The organism is Hypnocyclicus thermotrophus, from assembly GCF_004365575.1.
Lineage (GTDB): Bacteria > Fusobacteriota > Fusobacteriia > Fusobacteriales > Fusobacteriaceae > Hypnocyclicus > Hypnocyclicus thermotrophus.
The window spans coordinates 410,773-427,758 of record NZ_SOBG01000001.1; the positions used below are offsets into that span (position 1 = coordinate 410,773).

At 23.0% G+C, this 16,986-nt stretch carries 13 protein-coding genes; 2 read left to right on the forward strand and 11 right to left on the reverse strand.

Annotated features, from left to right (window positions below):
* Positions 1-44: 44 nt before the first annotated feature.
* Together EV215_RS01845 and EV215_RS01850 are read right to left on the reverse strand one after the other, a co-directional pair.
* Positions 45-1,481 carry a sensor histidine kinase gene (locus tag EV215_RS01845; protein ID WP_134112279.1) on the reverse strand — a complete coding sequence of 479 codons (1,437 nt, stop codon included), beginning with the start codon at positions 1,479-1,481 and terminating at the stop codon, positions 45-47.
* Positions 1,468-2,136, reverse strand: a complete 669-nt coding sequence (locus EV215_RS01850; protein WP_134112280.1) for a response regulator transcription factor — start codon at positions 2,134-2,136, stop codon at positions 1,468-1,470. Before EV215_RS01850 ends, EV215_RS01845 begins: the two co-directional genes overlap by 14 nt.
* A 286-nt stretch (positions 2,137-2,422) precedes the next feature.
* Here EV215_RS01850 and EV215_RS01855 point away from each other — a divergent pair, with 286 nt between their 5' ends.
* Positions 2,423-4,474, forward strand: coding sequence for a heavy metal translocating P-type ATPase (locus tag EV215_RS01855; protein WP_134112281.1), 2,052 nt, complete (start codon positions 2,423-2,425; stop codon positions 4,472-4,474).
* A 510-nt stretch (positions 4,475-4,984) separates the two neighbouring features.
* Here the strand turns inward: EV215_RS01855 and EV215_RS01860 are convergent.
* The 4 genes from EV215_RS01860 to EV215_RS01875 form a co-directional block, all read right to left on the reverse strand.
* Positions 4,985-5,953, reverse strand: a complete 969-nt coding sequence (locus EV215_RS01860) for an ABC transporter substrate-binding protein (protein WP_134112282.1) — start codon at positions 5,951-5,953, stop codon at positions 4,985-4,987.
* Positions 5,954-6,080: 127 nt separating this feature from the next.
* Positions 6,081-7,475, reverse strand: coding sequence for an asparagine--tRNA ligase (gene asnS / locus EV215_RS01865; protein ID WP_134112283.1), 1,395 nt, complete (start codon positions 7,473-7,475; stop codon positions 6,081-6,083).
* A gap of 14 nt (positions 7,476-7,489) precedes the next feature.
* Positions 7,490-7,675 carry a DUF896 domain-containing protein gene (locus EV215_RS01870; protein WP_166667319.1) on the reverse strand — a complete coding sequence of 62 codons (186 nt, stop codon included), beginning with the start codon at positions 7,673-7,675 and terminating at the stop codon, positions 7,490-7,492.
* 135 nt (positions 7,676-7,810) lie between these two features.
* Positions 7,811-9,319, reverse strand: a complete 1,509-nt coding sequence (locus EV215_RS01875; protein WP_134112284.1) for a GGDEF domain-containing protein — start codon at positions 9,317-9,319, stop codon at positions 7,811-7,813.
* A 229-nt stretch (positions 9,320-9,548) separates the two neighbouring features.
* On the opposite strand from EV215_RS01875, the gene EV215_RS01880 reads away from it, so the two are divergent.
* The gene (locus tag EV215_RS01880; protein WP_166667316.1) at positions 9,549-11,189 is read left to right on the forward strand and encodes a GGDEF domain-containing phosphodiesterase; all 1,641 of its coding nucleotides are present in this window, start codon (positions 9,549-9,551) and stop codon (positions 11,187-11,189) included.
* 88 nt (positions 11,190-11,277) lie between these two features.
* Here the strand turns inward: EV215_RS01880 and EV215_RS01885 are convergent, their stop codons facing one another.
* From EV215_RS01885 to EV215_RS01905, 5 genes are all read right to left on the reverse strand, one after another.
* The gene (locus EV215_RS01885; RefSeq protein ID WP_208320312.1) at positions 11,278-11,769 is read right to left on the reverse strand and encodes a GNAT family N-acetyltransferase; all 492 of its coding nucleotides are present in this window, start codon (positions 11,767-11,769) and stop codon (positions 11,278-11,280) included.
* On the reverse strand, positions 11,770-12,747 hold the full coding sequence (locus EV215_RS01890; protein WP_134112286.1) for a Gfo/Idh/MocA family protein: 978 nt from the start codon (positions 12,745-12,747) through the stop codon (positions 11,770-11,772).
* Positions 12,748-12,825: 78 nt separating this feature from the next.
* The gene (locus EV215_RS01895) at positions 12,826-14,754 is read right to left on the reverse strand and encodes an alpha-amylase family glycosyl hydrolase (protein WP_134112287.1); all 1,929 of its coding nucleotides are present in this window, start codon (positions 14,752-14,754) and stop codon (positions 12,826-12,828) included.
* A 147-nt stretch (positions 14,755-14,901) separates the two neighbouring features.
* Positions 14,902-15,849: a carbohydrate kinase family protein gene (locus EV215_RS01900; protein WP_134112288.1), complete on the reverse strand. Its 948-nt coding sequence runs from the start codon at positions 15,847-15,849 to the stop codon at positions 14,902-14,904.
* Positions 15,842-16,852: a LacI family DNA-binding transcriptional regulator gene (locus EV215_RS01905; protein ID WP_134112289.1), complete on the reverse strand. Its 1,011-nt coding sequence runs from the start codon at positions 16,850-16,852 to the stop codon at positions 15,842-15,844. The genes EV215_RS01900 and EV215_RS01905 overlap by 8 nt, the downstream gene beginning before the upstream one ends.
* Between the last annotated feature and the right edge of the window lie 134 nt (positions 16,853-16,986).

Below are 16,986 nucleotides of genomic sequence, written 5' to 3' on the forward strand. Positions count from 1 at the left end.
AATAATAAATTTATTGTTGCAGTGTTTTTCATAATTAAATTTTTTTAATTATCTTTTATAGCTTTTTCTAGTGTAAAGTAAAATTCTACTCCATTTTTTTTATTAATTACTCCAAAATCTGAATTATGATTTTTTAATATCCCACTTGTTATAGCTAATCCAAGCCCTGTTCCACCATACTTTCTTTCCTCCAAGTCATCAGCTCTATAAAAAGGTCGCCAAATATAATCTAAACTTTCTTCTGGTATATTTTTACCTTCATTAAATATTGAAATTTTTATTGTATTTTCTCCAAATTCTTCAACATTGATTTTTATTTTTCCATTTTCTTTTACATATACAAATGCATTTGACAATATATTATCTACAACAGATTTTATTCCTTTTTTATCAGCTAACACCGACTTATCAATTAATTTTAAATCTAACTTCACATTTTTTTCTTCTATATCTAAATTATATTTTTCTAAAACATTTATAATAAATTCTTTTATTTCTATTTTTTCTTTATTTATCTCTTCTATATCTATTTTATTTATATTAATAAGATTATTAATTATTGATACCATTTTTTCTATTTCTTCTTGAATAACTTCATAATAAAAATCTCTTTTTTGAGGTTTTATATTATCTTTTAATCCTTTAGAATAACCTTGAATTATAGCTAATGGTGTTTTTAATTCATGGCTCATATTTGAATAAAATCTTTTTTGAATTTCATTTATTTTTTCTTTTTTCTTAATATCAGCTTTCAATTTATTTATATTTAATTCAAGTTCTTCTGATAAAAAATTTATACTTTTTGCAAGTTCCTCTAATTCATCCTTACTATTTATATCAATCTTTTCTTTAAAATCAAGCTCTGCCATTTTATACGTTATATTTTTTATTTTTATAATTGGATTTATCAATTTTTTAGATACTAATATATTTATTACTATAATTACTACTAAATATATCACTATAAACATTATCAATGAAAAAAGAGTGATTATTCCAAAAATTTCATCTAATCGTGTAAGTATTGCTGATATAAATATTGCTTCTCCATTTTTTTTGACATATTTATAAAGTAAAATATTTGCATTAAGCTGTTTTGTCCTTATTTCTTTCAAATAAAACTTTTCATTTATTTTATTGCTATGTTGAAATTCTAAAAAGGCCTGCTCTATTTCTGGTGGTATTGGCGGTCTTTCTCTAATATTTTTAAATTTTTCATTTATTCTTTTTTTTAACTGTTCTTTTAGCTCATTAGTTTTTTTTTCTTTTAAATTAACTTGAATTATTCCTACTAAATACTTTTCTTGAAGTAATTTTACATTTTCTCCTTTTTCAATAAGTTTTCTTACTTCTTTTATTTGAGCTTTCTTATATGTTATATATGTAGGAATTGCAATATGTCTAGCTACAAAAAATAAAATTATAAAAACTATAAACATTACACTACTTACAATTAAACCTATTTTTTTATTTAATTTCATTTATCTCACCTTCATATTTATATCCAACTCCATGCACAGTTTTAATTATATTTCCTATTTTTTTTCTTATGGTTTTTATATGTGTGTCTACAGTACGTATATCCCCCTCATAATCATATCCCCATATTATATCTAATAATCTTTGCCTTGATAAAACAATATTTTTATTTTTTATAAACGTAAATAAAAGTTCAAATTCTTTTTTAGAAAAATCTAAGACATTTTCTTTGTATTTAAGTATTCTTTTATCTAAATCAAGCTCTATATTACCATCTATTATTTTATGCTCTTCTGGATAGATTCTTTTTAAAAGAACTTCTACTCGTTTTAAAAGAACATCTGGATTAAATGGTTTTCTTATATAATCATCTGCACCATAATTAAGACCTGTTAATTCATCTTCATCAGTTGTTTTTGCAGTTAACATTATTATCGGAATTTTTGAGAACATTCTTATTTCTTTAACTAAATCTATACCATCCATTTTGGGCATCATTATATCTGTAATTATTAAATCATATTTAGTATTATAAAACATATCAAAAGCATCTTCACCATTTTCAGCTTCATCTACTTCATAATCATTTTCTTCAAGATAATCTTTTAGAAGCCATCTTATTTTTTTTTCATCTTCTACTAAAAGAATTTTTTTCATATATTTTCACCTCTTATAAGTCTAATTTATCCACTTTAATTAAAACTAATATTTATTAATTTTTTTAATTTACTATTTCTCTAAATAAATTAATATAAATTTCAAGTTATTTTTTCTATGACAAATATCACTATACTTTAATATATTTTTAACTTTTATTTATACTATATTACCATAATTTTATGAAATTTTTGTGAATTTATTTTATTTTAATATTGACTGATAAAATATCATCTAGTATAATATTATATATGAACAATTATTCATATGTTTTTAAGGAGGAAAAATGATAATTAATGAAAAAGTAATGTTAAAAAATCTCTTTTGTAGCAGCTGTGCTACAAAAATAGAAAATAATATTAAAAAAATGCCTGAGCTTGAAAGTGCAGAATATAATTTTTCAACTCAAATATTGAAAATCTCTTTTAAAAATATTTATAAAAGAGAAAAAATTTTAGAAAAAATAAAAAATATTGTTGACACTATAGAGGATGGAGTAGACGTTTTTTATCTAAATGAAGCAAACAATAATGTGAATACTTCAAATAAAAAAAAGCTTATTTTATTAATACTGTCAACCACTCTATTTATTAGTTCATTTTTTATTAATAACAATTTTAAAATAATATTTATTATTTTGTCCTATATAATATCAGGATATCCCATTATTATTAAATCAATTAAAAATATACAAAAAGGCGACTTTATGGATGAAAATTTTTTAATGACTATAGCCACTCTCGGTGCATTTTCAATAAAAGAATATCCTGAAGCTGCGGGAGTAATGCTATTTTATCAAATTGGAGAATTCATGCAAGATTTAGCTGTAAATTCATCTAGAAAATCTATTCAAGATCTACTTAATATAAAAGCGACTTATGCTAATCTATTTAAAAATGAAACAATAATAAAAGTTTCGCCTGAAGAGCTCAAAATAAGCGATATTATAATAGTAAAAAATGGTGAAACTATACCAGCTGATGGTGAAATAATAGAAGGAAAAAGTTATTTTGATACTTCATCTCTTACAGGAGAATACGTAAAAAAATATTTAAAAACAGGTGACAACGTACTAAGCGGATTTATAAATACTGACCGTACTGTAAAAATAAAAATTAAAAAAATGTTTACTGATTCTACCATAGCTAAAATCTTGGAGCTTGTAGAAGATGCTGCTAGTAAAAAAGCAAAAACTGAAAAATTTATTACAAAATTTGCAAAATATTATACTCCTTTTATAGTTTATTCAGCTTTAGTTATTGCATTTATTATTCCTTTATTTTTGGGTAACTTTTCAACATGGTTTTATAGAGCTCTTATATTTTTAGTTGTATCTTGTCCTTGTGCTCTTGTAGTATCAATTCCACTTGGATTTTTTGCAGGAATAGGTAGAAATTCTAAAAATGGAGTTTTAATAAAAGGTGGAAACTATTTAGAGTTATTATCCGAACTTGATACAATAATTTTTGATAAAACTGGGACTCTTACAAAAGGAGAATTTAAAGTAGTTGAAATAACTGGCGATATCTTAGAAATTACAGCTTATGCTGAAAATTATTCAAATCATCCAATTGCTGAAGCAATAATAAAAAAGTATAACAAAAAAATCGATATAAATAAAATTCAAAAACATCAAGAAATAGCTGGATATGGAATAAGTGCAAAAATATTTAATAAAAGTGTATTAGTTGGAAATAAAAAACTAATGCAAAAATACAATGTCTCAATTCCTAAAATAAATAAAAACGGAACAATAATTTACACTGCAATTAATAATGAATTTCAAGGTTACATAATTATTGATGATATTATAAAAACCGAATCATTTAATACTATAAAATCATTAAAATCTAATAATATCTCTACTATAATGTTAACTGGTGATTCAGAAAAAGTTGCTAACTATGTAAGCACTAAATTAAGTATAGATAAATATTACGCTGACTTACTTCCTCATGAAAAAGCAAAAATATTTAAAGAAATTAAAAATAAAAAAAATAAAGTAGCTTTTGTTGGTGATGGTATAAATGATGCTCCTGTACTTGCTATGTCTGATGTAGGTATTGCTATGGGCGGAATAGGTTCTGATGCTGCTATTGCTTCTGCTGATATAGTGTTAATGGATGATAATCCATATAAAATTATTGAAGCTATAAAAATATCAAAATTTACTAAAAATATAATACTTCAAAACATAATATTTGCTCTTTCAACAAAAATTTTAGTATTAATTTTAAGTTTATTTGGAGTTGCAAATATGTGGTTTGCTATATTTGCTGATGTCGGTGTTGCTTTACTTGCCATACTTAATTCAACTAGAATATTAAAAGAAAAATAGTGCACGAATTAGCACTATTTTTAATATATAAAAAAACAGGAGAGAATTTTATTCTCTCCTAAAACGGCTTCACTAATTCATTTGTTTCAATTTCGATACAAAACTCCTTCAGTGATTCTTCCTAAATATTTTATTCTTACTTCTTACTTCTTACTTCTTACTTCTTACTTCTTACTTCTTACTTAAGAATACTACTCTTTTCTTTAAAATACAATACTTATTTTTATTTCTTTTATTACAAAATACTACACTAACAATTAAATGGTTTAATTCTTAAAAAAAATTTTCATTAATACAATAATTTTTCTAATCTTTAATTTTTAATACATAAAATACAACTACAACATTTACAAACTATTAATCTTAAAAAAGCTATTATTTGTTATATGTGAAGCCGTCTTGTATATATATTACTCTATAAAAAATTTAAAAACAACCTTTTCTATAAAATATTTCAAAAAAATATTTTGTTCGTTGATTTTATTAATCTAAATAGAATTAAAATATATATCATTTTTTAAAATAATTTTTTTTGTTTTTCAATACTTCTATTATATCAAAATTATATTCTTTAAGTTTCGGATTATAATATTTTGATAATTTTTTAATATTTAATTTTTTAAAATTATCATATGATATTAATTCTCTATAATAATTTATATTTTCTTTAGTTATTATTTTCATTTTTGTTTTTATGGGAAATTTCCCTATATCTATCCCCATAGAATGATCTTTTATCATAATTAAGACTAATACTCCTTCGAAAAAATGACCTCCTACGGTTGTTGTAAAAATACCAGTATCTGTAGCTTCTAATCCAATATTACTCCAATCAATTCCACCAAAAATAATATTATTTATCTTTTTAGGATTAATTTTTTTTATTGAATTATATCCTCCTAATGCAATAAAATCACCTGCTCCCCATATTATGTTTGTTTCTGGATATCTATTAATTAAGATTGATGTTTTTAAATATGCTTCACTGTATTTCCAATTAGTATAAAAAATTTGATTTATTATTGTATTATTTTCTTCCCTTACAGCTTTTTTCAATCCTTTATTTCGATTATTTGCTACAGAACTATCAAAAGAACCACTTAGTCCTATTATATTTATTTTTTTATCATAATTTCTTTTTTTTGCTTCATTAATAAGCTCTTTTGCTAATATATATCCAGCATATTCATCATCTGGATATATATGTCCTATCCAATACTTATATTTCTCTCCTACTTTACCTATTACATTTTTATCTCTTTCAGGAATATCACTATTAAATGCAAAAGTATACACTTTGTTTTTTTCTGCACAGTCTAATATTTCTTTTGAAATATTTACTAAAAAAGGTAAAATTAAATAATCTGGTTTATCATTTTCAATTTCATTAATTGCTAACTCTTTTATTATTGTTCTCCCAGTTTTATCAGGATAAAGTATTTTTAAATCCATTTCAAGTTGTTCTGCTGTAATTTTCATATATTTTATCACTTTATCTCAAAATGGATTTCCTGGTGGATCTGTACTTATAAAAGTTATTTTAGCATTTGCTGAAAAGTTTAATGTGTAAATAACAAACCAAAAAATCAAAGTTAATTTTTTTAAATTAATAATCTGCATTTTTAGGCGTTCTTGGAAATGGTATTACATCTCGTATATTTGACATACCAGTTACATACATAACCATTCTTTCAAATCCTAATCCAAATCCTGAATGTGGTACAGAACCATATTTTCTTAGATCAGTATAAAATTTATAATCTTCTTCTTTTAAACCATTTTCAGCCATTCTTTTTTCTAATATCTCTAATGAATCCTCTCTTTGGCTTCCCCCTATTATTTCTCCTATTCCAGGTGCTAATAAATCCATAGCTCTTACAGTTTTACCATCTTCATTCAATTTCATATAGAAAGCTTTTATTTCTTTTGGATAATCAATTACAAATACAGGTTTTTTAAAATATTCTTCCGCAAGATATCTTTCATGTTCTGTTTGCAAATCAATTCCCCATTCTACTTTATAATCAAATTCTTTTTTACTATTTAATAATATATCTATTGCTTCAGTGTAAGTAACTCTTGAAAATTCATTATTTAATATATTATTTAATTTATCTAAAAGTCCTTTCTCAATAAATTTATTAAAAAATTCCATCTCTTCTTTTGCGTTTTCAAGAAGATATTTTATCACATATTTTATCATTTCTTCTGCTACATCCATATTTAAATCAAGATTTGCAAAAGCCATTTCTGGTTCTATCATCCAAAATTCTGCAGCATGTCTAGCAGTATTTGAATTTTCTGCTCTAAATGTAGGCCCAAAAGTATATACATTTCTAAAGGCCATACAATATGTTTCTACATTTAATTGTCCACTTACTGTTAAATTTGTCTCTTTTCCAAAGAAATCCTCTTTATAATCAATTTCTCCTTTATCATTTTTAGGTATATTATTCAAATCAAATGTTGTTACCCTGAACATTTCTCCAGCACCTTCACAATCACTACCTGTAATTATTGGAGTATGTACATATACAAAGTTTTTTTCTTGAAAAAAACTATGTATTGCATGTGCTAATAATGATCTCACTCTAAATACCGCAGAAAAAGTATTTGTTCTCGGTCTAAGATGTGCAATTTCTCTAAGAAATTCAAAGCTATGTCTTTTATTTTGTAATGGGTACTCAAGATCTGCTTTTTGTATTACTTTAATATTTTTAGCTTTTATTTCAAAATCTTGACCTTTTCCTTCTGATTTTACAAGTTTTCCTTCTACAATTATTGAAGATATTATACTCAATTTTGCTATTTCATCATAATTTTCTATTATATTTCTTTCAAAAACTATTTGTATTCCTTTAAAAAAGCTACCATCATTTAATTCAATAAATCCAAAATTCTTAGAATCTCTAATTTTTTTTATCCAACCTGATAATTCTATTTCTTTATTCATAAAACTTTCTTTATTTTTATAAATATCTTTTACAATGGTTTTTATCATTTATATCCTCCCAATTAGTTTATTTCATTTTCATTTACTATTTTTATACTATCAAGGTGCCCTCTTACTTGTGCTCTAAATTTTTCTAAATAAATTTTTCTATATTTCTCTCTATCTTGTTTTTCAATTTCAGTAAGCTCTCTTTGTTTCGCTAATCCAGAATAATAATTTACCATTTTTATTATACTATTCATTTCCATTTTTTCAGACATTTTTACACTCCTTAACACTTTATCGTAAAAAAATGCTCTCCACTTAATTAAAGTGAAAAGCAATTTAAAATACTCGTTTTATTATAAAATTTATACGCTATTTTGTCAAGTAATATCAATATATTATACCTTTTTATTTTTCATATTTGTTTTCATTATATACATTATTTTATCTGCTTTATCAATAGTATGTTTTATATTTTTTTCAAATTTAACTATACCATAAGAAATAGAAAGAGGTATCGTAAATTTTTTGATTTCTTCTTGTATACTTTTGAATATTATTTTTATCATTGTTTTTTTACTATTTTTCATAACTACAATAAATTCATCGCCACCATATCGTATAATACACTCATTTTTATTTAAATATTTTTTTATGCTATCAATAATATGTACTATTATTAAATCACCAATATTATGTCCATATTTATCATTAATTATTTTCAAATCATTTATATCTATAAATACTAAATAATCATTATTTGTAAGAGAAATTTTATCTAAATATTCCCTATTATAAATACCCGTTAATGGGTCAGTAATTGCTTTTGTTTGAAAATAAGATAATTTTAAATTTAAATATTTTATCTCATCAATTACAATAAGAACGACAAAAATAGAATAAGATAATAATCCGTATGAAAATAAAAATCTATGCTCCATTATAGGAAAATAATGTATAAAGTAATCATTAAGTGCTGTCAAAAGAAGAAAAGTAAATATAATATTTATTTTATTATTTTTTCTATTTAAATATATAATATAAAACATTGTAACTATTCCAATAGGTATAAATTCATTAAAATAATTATATAACATAAGATAATTTTTTGAAAACATAAAAAATATTATTGGAATTAATAAAATACATTGAAAAAACTTTTTTAATAAACTCTTATTATTATGACTTTGTAAAAATATAAATAAAGAACTCATTAAAGATATATAAACTATTTTTTTTATAATAAAATATGTATCTCGATTTATATATGGTGAATAATAGATATCTCTAGTAAAAATATAAAGTAATATAATTGAAATAAAAAAATAAACATCCTTTTTACTTTTATTTTTATTTTTTGAAAAAAGAAAAAAAGAAAAAATAACTATCGTAAATAATAATACTCCATTCATTATTGAAATCAAATAATAATTAAAAAAATATATTATATTATAATAATAAAATTTGTTAACTGGTAATAAAAAAGGAGATATATTAATTCCTGCATTACCTAATGAAAATATTTTTACTTCTAGATTATTACTTTCTTTTAATTTTGGAAGTAAAATTCCTTGAGGCATTAAAAATGTATCCATCAAAATATTTTTATTATAACCAATTTTTTTTAATAATTTTCCATTTAAATAAACTTCTGTATAATTACTAGATATAATAGGAAAAACTAATAAATACTCACCTTCTTTTTTTTTAAAGCTAGTCTTTAAGGTTATTTCTCCTCCATTAATATCTCGTATCAGTGGAATATCTACTTTTTTCCCTTCTTCTGTATACCAAGTTTTCAACTTATAAAAACCATGATTTATATTTATCTCATTACTTGCAAATCGCAATAAAAAAAATAGTAATATTCCTACAATACTAAATAATGAGTTTTTCCCTTTATTCATTTATAATCTCCCCTAATTCATAAATAATAATTAAAAAATAAATATATTTATTATTATATATAAAAATAGACTAAATGTCACGTGTTTTATAAGTTGTTTTTAAATAAAATTAATTAATCTTGTAAAATAATTGTGAGAAATAATAGTTAAATAGATTTCTTTACTTAAGGAGAAAATAGTGTTAAAATAAATAAAATAGAATTATATATTTTAATTTAGGAGAATGGTTATGTATATTAATGATTTAATTAATTTCTTAAATATTTTAGAACTACCATATTCTATTATTAATGAACAAGGAATTATCATAGAAGTCAATGAAAAATTTTGTGAGCTTTATAATTATTTACCTTCAGAATTAATAGGAGCATATTTTACTAAATTAAGTGCAGAAACAAAATATCTTTCCACAGAGGAATGTAAAAATATTTTCCTAAATTCTTTTAATAAATATAATAGTTTCTTTAAACACCCAGAACCATATGAAGTGATGGATAAAAATAATAATAAATTTTTTATTAATACAATTTCATATGATTTTATAGATGAAAATAATACTAAAAAAAGATTAAGTATAGATATTCAGCTAAAAAACACTAATAAAATTGAAAGAATAAAAGAAAATTTAAATAATTATAATAAATATAAATATGTTTCATTAGATTTTTTAAAAAAAATTATTGATTCCCATTTATTAAATAAAGATTATTTTAAATTTACACTTTTTAATATAAAATTTATTAATGCTATTATTTTTGATGAAAAAGATGAATTTTTAAAAGAATTTTATGATAACCTAGTTAGTATTTTTGAAGATAATATTACTGTTTCTTTTATTTCAAAAAATAGAATTATAATTTTTTATGATAAAATTGATATAAATAAAATAAAAATCATTTCAAATAAAATATTAAATATTTTTTCTAATCCCTTTGAAATAAATAATAAATTTATAAAAGAAAATCTAAAAATTGGAATCACACAATTTTTAGATAATAGAAAATATGATTTTAATTCTTTATATGACGAATTAGAAATTGCTTTAAAATATTCAAAAGATAACGGTTATTTAATATTTAATAATGAAGTAAATCTTCGCCTTCAAAAAGAAATAGAAATTAATTCTATAATATTTGATGCATTTAAAAATAAAGAGTTTATAGCATATTTCCAACCATATTTTTCAGTAAAAGAAAATAAGTTCGTTTACTGCGAAGCTTTAATGAGACTCATTTCATCAAAATATGGAATAATATCTCCAAGCGAATTTATTCCTCTTTTAGAAGAAAATCGTTTTATTACAATGGTCGAAAAACAAGTTATGAATAATATTTTTAAAAAAATTATTAAATGGAAAGAAAAATATAAAATAACATTTCCAGTATCGATAAATTTATCTCCTATTCAATTTAATAACTTGGATTTAATTGAGTTTTTAGATGAAGCTATTATATTATATGAAATAGATACTACTAAAATAACATTTGAAGTAACAGAAACAACAATTATGGAAAATATTGAAATAAGTAAATTTGTTTTAAAAAACTTAAAAGACAAAGGATTTAATATTGCTATAGATGATTTTGGAACAGGATATTCATCATTAGCATATTTAAATAATTTCCCAATAGATTATTTAAAAATTGACAGATCTTTTATTAAAAATATTGATACAAATAAAAAGGATCAAGCAATAGTAGAAGCGATAGTAAATATGTGTAAAGCCCTTAAAATAAAAGTTGTTTGTGAAGGGATTGAAACAAAAGAGGAATTTGAATATTTAAAAAAAATTGATGTTAATCTATTACAAGGTTTCTTTTTTTCTAGACCATTACCTATAGAAGCATTTGAAAAAAAAGTATTTTATTAATAATATTTGTAATATTATATTCAAATAAAAAAATCAGAGTTATATTTTACCCTGATTTTTTTATTTGAATTTTTCCAATTTATTATATTTATTTATATTTTTTTAAAGTCTCTCCATCTATTCTTAACGTAATCCATTCATCCATAGATTTTGCTCCTATTTTCTTATAAAATTCTAGTGATGGTTTATTCCAATCTAAACATGACCATTCAACTCTTCCACAACCCCTATTATTTGCTATCTTAAAAAGATTAGTTAACATTTCTTTTCCATAACCTTTTCCTCTATATTTAGGTTCTATATATAAATCTTCTAAATATATTCCTGGTTTCCCAAGAAATGTAGAAAAATTATAAAAAAATAACATAAATCCAATGTATTCATTTTTATATTTAGCTAATATTACTTCACAATACTTTTTATTAAAAATATTTTCTATTAGAATTTCTCTAGTTGCTACAACTTCATTTTCCATTTTTTCATATTTTGCAAGTTCTTTTATAAAATAAAATATTTCATCTACTTCATTTTTTTCTGCAAATTTTAATGTTAAATCCTCTATTTTTGTATTAATTATCATTTATTCCTCCTCAACAGGATAAATTACTCCATGTTTTTTTCTTATTAAATCCATAATTTCCAATACTTGTAATGTTTTTGAATGAGAAGCTATATCACTTTCTAGTTTCCCTTCTTGTATACATTTACATACTTCATCAGCTTCAAAATTATATCCATTATATCTACCTTCATCAGTATAATTAATTATTCTTGTTTTTGTACGAAGTTGCATCTCTTTGCACATCCAAAACTTTTCAAGAGATAAACTTCCTTTTGTACCATATACAAAAGCTCTATTTTCAAAATTTTGTCTACTTGATGTAGATAATTCAGCTTGTATTCCATTTTTAAATTTTATTAAAATAGATACATATTCATCTACTCCTGTATCACCTTTTATAGCCATACTTTCTACTTGTTCATATTCACTATTTGCTAAAAAACAAGCAAAGCTTATAGGGTAAATCCCTAGATCAAGTAATGCTCCTCCACCTAATTCTTTATTATATAATCTTGCTTGTGGATCAAAAGGTATTTTTAGACCAAATTCAGCTTTAATTAATTTTATATCACCTATTTCATCCTCTTTTATCCATTCAACTGCTCTCTCAATAGCAGGTATAAAGTACATCCACATTGCTTCCATTACAAATAAATTTTTTTCTTTTGCTAATTTTATTATTTCTTCAAACTGATTTTTATTTAAAGTTATTGGTTTTTCGCATAATATATTTTTTCCATGTTCTATACAACTTTTCATATTTTCATAATGAAAATTATGTGTCGTTGCAATATAAACTACGTCTATCTCTTTATTATTTAATAATTCTTCATAACTATCATAATAATTTTTAATTTCATACTTTTTTGCAAATTTTTTAGCTTTATCAAGTGATTTTGAAGCAACTGCTATCATTCTTCCACCGAGTACATATCTAAAATCATTCATAAATTTAGTAGCTATATTTCCAGCTCCTATTATTCCCCAATTTAACATTTTATTATCACTCCTATTCTACTATTACAATAAAAAAGATATCATAAATACCCTTATGATATCTTATCACTTTTTTATTCATTTTACAAATTTTAACCATAAAAATTCATATGGATCTAGCTTAATTAATCCATGTTCCAGATTTATTTCATTTCCATTATATATATTATAAACTCTGTATCCTAAATTTGCTCTATTTAATATTTCTTGAGATACTACTTGATAATGTTCTGAGACATTCATAAGTACAAGTGTTTTTTCACCTTGATACTCTCTTAAAAATGAAAACACATGTTCATTTTCATTTTTTATTATAGTATAATTATTTTCATTATAAAATTCTTTTAAATTTTTTCTTATTTTTATCATTTTTTGAATAGCTATAAATATTTTATTTTCAATAGTTCCTTCTTTTTTTCTATTTTCCACTTTATTCCAATTAATTATAGGTCTATTTAACCATCTATTATCATTTTTCTTACCTTCATCATTTAAAAATGAATAATCATTTGTAAATCCTACTTCATCTCCATAATATACTAATGGTATTCCACCTAACGACATTATTCCGCTATGCATAAGAATAATCCTTTTTACTGCTTTATCTATTAAATCTCTATTTTTTTCTAAAATCCCCTTTTCTAATCCAAGAAGTGATGCTGTAGCTCCTGATATTCTTGCATCTTTTGTTTTGGGATTATACATAAATCTCTCTCCCTTTGCATAACTACTAGGAAATTCTCCCACATAAAATGATATAATAAATTGTTTATGATCAAAAGGGCTATATCCAGCAGAGATTATATCATGATCAGCATATCCAAGTCCTATATCATCATGGCATCTTATATAATTTACCCAAGTTGTATTTTTAGGAATTCTTGGAATATTTTCAAGGCCTCTTTCCAAAATTTTTTTATTTTGTGTAGCCATAGCATCCCATAAATATACCATATAAGAAGCATTATAAGCTATTTCACACTCATCTACTATTCCACCACCAAGGTATTTCACTATTTCTTTTGGCTGAACTATAGCTTCCGCTTTAAATACTACTCCTGGTGCTACAATTTTTGCACATACTTTATATAATTGTAAAATAATATGAGCTTCTTCTAGATTTTGTGAATCTGTTCCTATTTTTTTCCACATAAATGCCACTGCATCAAGCCGAAGTATATCTACACCTTGATTTGCTAAATTTAACATAATTTTAACCATTTCAATAAATACTTTTGGATTTGTATAATTTAAATCCCATTGATAATTATTAAAGACTGTAAATACCCATTTATCTATCTCTTTTCTATAAGTAAAATTCCCAGGAGCTGTTTGTGGAAATACTTCTGGTAATGTTTTTTCAAATTCATCCGGTATTACTCTGTCATCAAACATATAATACATATCTTGATATTCTTTTTCTCCACTTAATGCTTTTTTTGCCCATTCGTGTTCATCAGAAGTATGATTTAACACTAAGTCAAGTTCTAAAAGCATATTTTTTTCTCTAAATGTTTTAGAAATATCTCTTATATCATCCATCGTTCCAAATTTTTCATCTACTACTCTATAGTCACTTACTGCATAACCACCATCATTTTCTTTTTTAGGCATTTTAAGAATTGGCATAAGATGTACATAATTTATACCTAATTCCTCTAAATAATTAATTTTTTCTTTAAATCCTTTTAAATCTTTATTATATCTATCTACATAAAGCATTGTTCCTACCCAATTTTGACTCATATACCAATTATTATCGAGTTCTCTTTCTCTATCTAGCTCTTTTAATTCATTACTTCTCTCTACATACATATCAGCTAATGAAATAATAAGTTCTTCTAATCTGTCCACAAATAATGAGTTTTCTTTATATAATTTACTATATTTTTCATATAATGTAGTAAAATTTTTACCAAGTCTTGTATAAAATATTGTTAAGTCTTTTTTTGAATACTTTTTATTTATTTTATCTATGCTTTCATATAAATATTTATCTTTTAGCATTTTACACTCCTCTAAATTTATATTAAATAATTTAAACACTAATTTACATAAATAGATACAAATAATTTTTTACCACTCAACCCTTATCTTCACTATTTTTTTATTTATATTTTTATCTATATAAATTAGTACTCATTAAATTATTTTTTATTCTATTTCATCTAATGTAGGTAATGCACTTATTGCTCCATATTTTTCACAAGTTCTAGCTCCTACTTTATTTCCAAAATTTATTATTTCTTTCATTTTTTCCATATTTTTTATATCAACTTTTGTTAAGTTTTCTTTTATTATTTTATAAAGTACCCCTCCAATAAATGCATCTCCTGCACCTGTTGTATCTATTGGTTCTATTTTTATGCTATTTATTATTTCTTGTTTATCATCTATACTAAGTAATGTCCCTTCTTTTCCTAAAGTTACTAGTACTACTTGTGCACCTATTTTATGTAATTCTTTTACTCCTTCTTTTACATTTTCTTTTCCCGTTATTAATAATATCTCTTCATCACTTACTTTTACTATATCAGATTCTTTTATATATTTTTTACTCTCTTTTATAAATTCTTCAACTTTCCCCTTCCATAAATCTATTCTATAATTTGGATCAAAAGTAATTATTTTATTCTCATTCTTAGCTAATTCTAAAACTTTTTTATATGTTTCTTTTAACTCTCCTCCAAGCAATGCTGTTGCTGAACCTAAGTGTATTATTTTAGCTTCTTTTATCTTTTCTATATTAAGCTCTTCATATTTTAATTTTTCATCAGCTCCTCTATTAAATATAAAATCTCTTTCTCCATTATTTGCTATTGATACAAATGCTAAAGTTGTATTTTCTTTTGTATCTAAAATAAGCATATCTGTACATACTTTTTGATTTTCTAATGTTTCTTTTAAGAAAATTCCAAAAGAATCTTTTCCTACTTTTCCAACAAAACTAGCATTCCCCCCAAGCTTTGATATAGCAGCACATACATTTGCTGGAGCTCCTCCTGCTTTTTTTATAAAATTTTCTCCATTTACAAGTCCCATATCTATATCAGTACATATAAAATCAATAACTAATTCACCTACACAAACTATTTTATCCATTTCTTACCACCTCACATGATTTTCTTATTATTAATTCTGTATTTAAAACTATCTCTTCTTTTTTACCATTATTAATTAAATTAAAAAGTGCTTCTCCTGATTTTTTACCAATAATATCAATATTTTGAGAAATAGAAGTTATTTCAGGAGTAAAATAAGCATCTAGTTTAAAATTATCATAACTAATTATTGATATATCTTTTGGTATATTTATATTTTTATCTAAAAACCCTTTTACTAATCCATATGTAGTCATAGCTCCAGATACAATAAATGCAGTAGGCATATCATCTAAATTTAATAACATATTTGATAGTTCATACCCCTTTTCTATACTAAAATCACTTTTAAAAATATAATTTTCATTATATAAGTTATATTTTTTAGATATTTTTTTAAAAGATTCTAATCGTTGATAAGAAACATAAGCTTTATTGTGTCCATTTATAAATCCTATTTTTTTATGATTTAATTTTTTTAAATAATTAAATGATTTTTCTATCCCGGTATCACTATCACTTACAATTGTAGAAATATTAGGACTATCATATTTATAATCAATTAAAACAATCGGTAATTTTGATTGACTTAATTCTTCTAATTGCTTAGTATTATATTCAAGACCTATAAAAATAGCCCCTTCAACTCTTCTTTCTCTACAAAGTTCTAAATAAGATTTTTTTTCTAAACTGTCAGTAGAAAAAACTATAACGTCAAAGTTATTTTTATTAGATACTTCTAATATTCCTGAAAGAAATGAAAACCCTGTATTTTCTTCATTTGGTATTTTATATCTCGAAAGAATAAATACTCCTATTGTATTACTTTTTTGATTAACAAGCCTACTAGCTATAGTATTTTTAGTATACCCCATTTTTTTTGCTGTTTTCTTTACTTTTTCTTTTAATTCATCACTTATATCTGGTCTATCATTAAGTGCTTTTGATACAGCAGTTATTGATATTTCTAATTTTTTAGCAATATCTTTAATTGTTACAGACATATTTCCACCTCTTTACTAAAACGTTAAAGTTAATACTATATTATTTCAAAAATTTTATTTTGTCAATAACAAATTTTAATATTTTATTAAATATCAAAAAAATAAAACCACAAGATTTATAAAAAATAAATATT

Bases quoted from the DNA above. Each gene is read 5' to 3' on its own strand.
- EV215_RS01845 (WP_134112279.1), bottom strand. From the start codon at position 1,481: ATGAAATTAAATAAAAAAATAGGTTTAATTGTAAGTAGTGTAATGTTT.
- EV215_RS01850 (WP_134112280.1), bottom strand. From the start codon at position 2,136: ATGAAAAAAATTCTTTTAGTAGAAGATGAAAAAAAAATAAGATGGCTT.
- EV215_RS01855 (WP_134112281.1), top strand. From the start codon at position 2,423: ATGATAATTAATGAAAAAGTAATGTTAAAAAATCTCTTTTGTAGCAGC.
- EV215_RS01860 (WP_134112282.1), bottom strand. From the start codon at position 5,953: ATGAAAATTACAGCAGAACAACTTGAAATGGATTTAAAAATACTTTAT.
- asnS (WP_134112283.1), bottom strand. From the start codon at position 7,475: ATGATAAAAACCATTGTAAAAGATATTTATAAAAATAAAGAAAGTTTT.
- EV215_RS01870 (WP_166667319.1), bottom strand. From the start codon at position 7,675: ATGGAAATGAATAGTATAATAAAAATGGTAAATTATTATTCTGGATTA.
- EV215_RS01875 (WP_134112284.1), bottom strand. From the start codon at position 9,319: ATGAATAAAGGGAAAAACTCATTATTTAGTATTGTAGGAATATTACTA.
- EV215_RS01880 (WP_166667316.1), top strand. From the start codon at position 9,549: ATGTATATTAATGATTTAATTAATTTCTTAAATATTTTAGAACTACCA.
- EV215_RS01885 (WP_208320312.1), bottom strand. From the start codon at position 11,769: ATGATAATTAATACAAAAATAGAGGATTTAACATTAAAATTTGCAGAA.
- EV215_RS01890 (WP_134112286.1), bottom strand. From the start codon at position 12,747: ATGTTAAATTGGGGAATAATAGGAGCTGGAAATATAGCTACTAAATTT.
- EV215_RS01895 (WP_134112287.1), bottom strand. From the start codon at position 14,754: ATGCTAAAAGATAAATATTTATATGAAAGCATAGATAAAATAAATAAA.
- EV215_RS01900 (WP_134112288.1), bottom strand. From the start codon at position 15,849: ATGGATAAAATAGTTTGTGTAGGTGAATTAGTTATTGATTTTATATGT.
- EV215_RS01905 (WP_134112289.1), bottom strand. From the start codon at position 16,852: ATGTCTGTAACAATTAAAGATATTGCTAAAAAATTAGAAATATCAATA.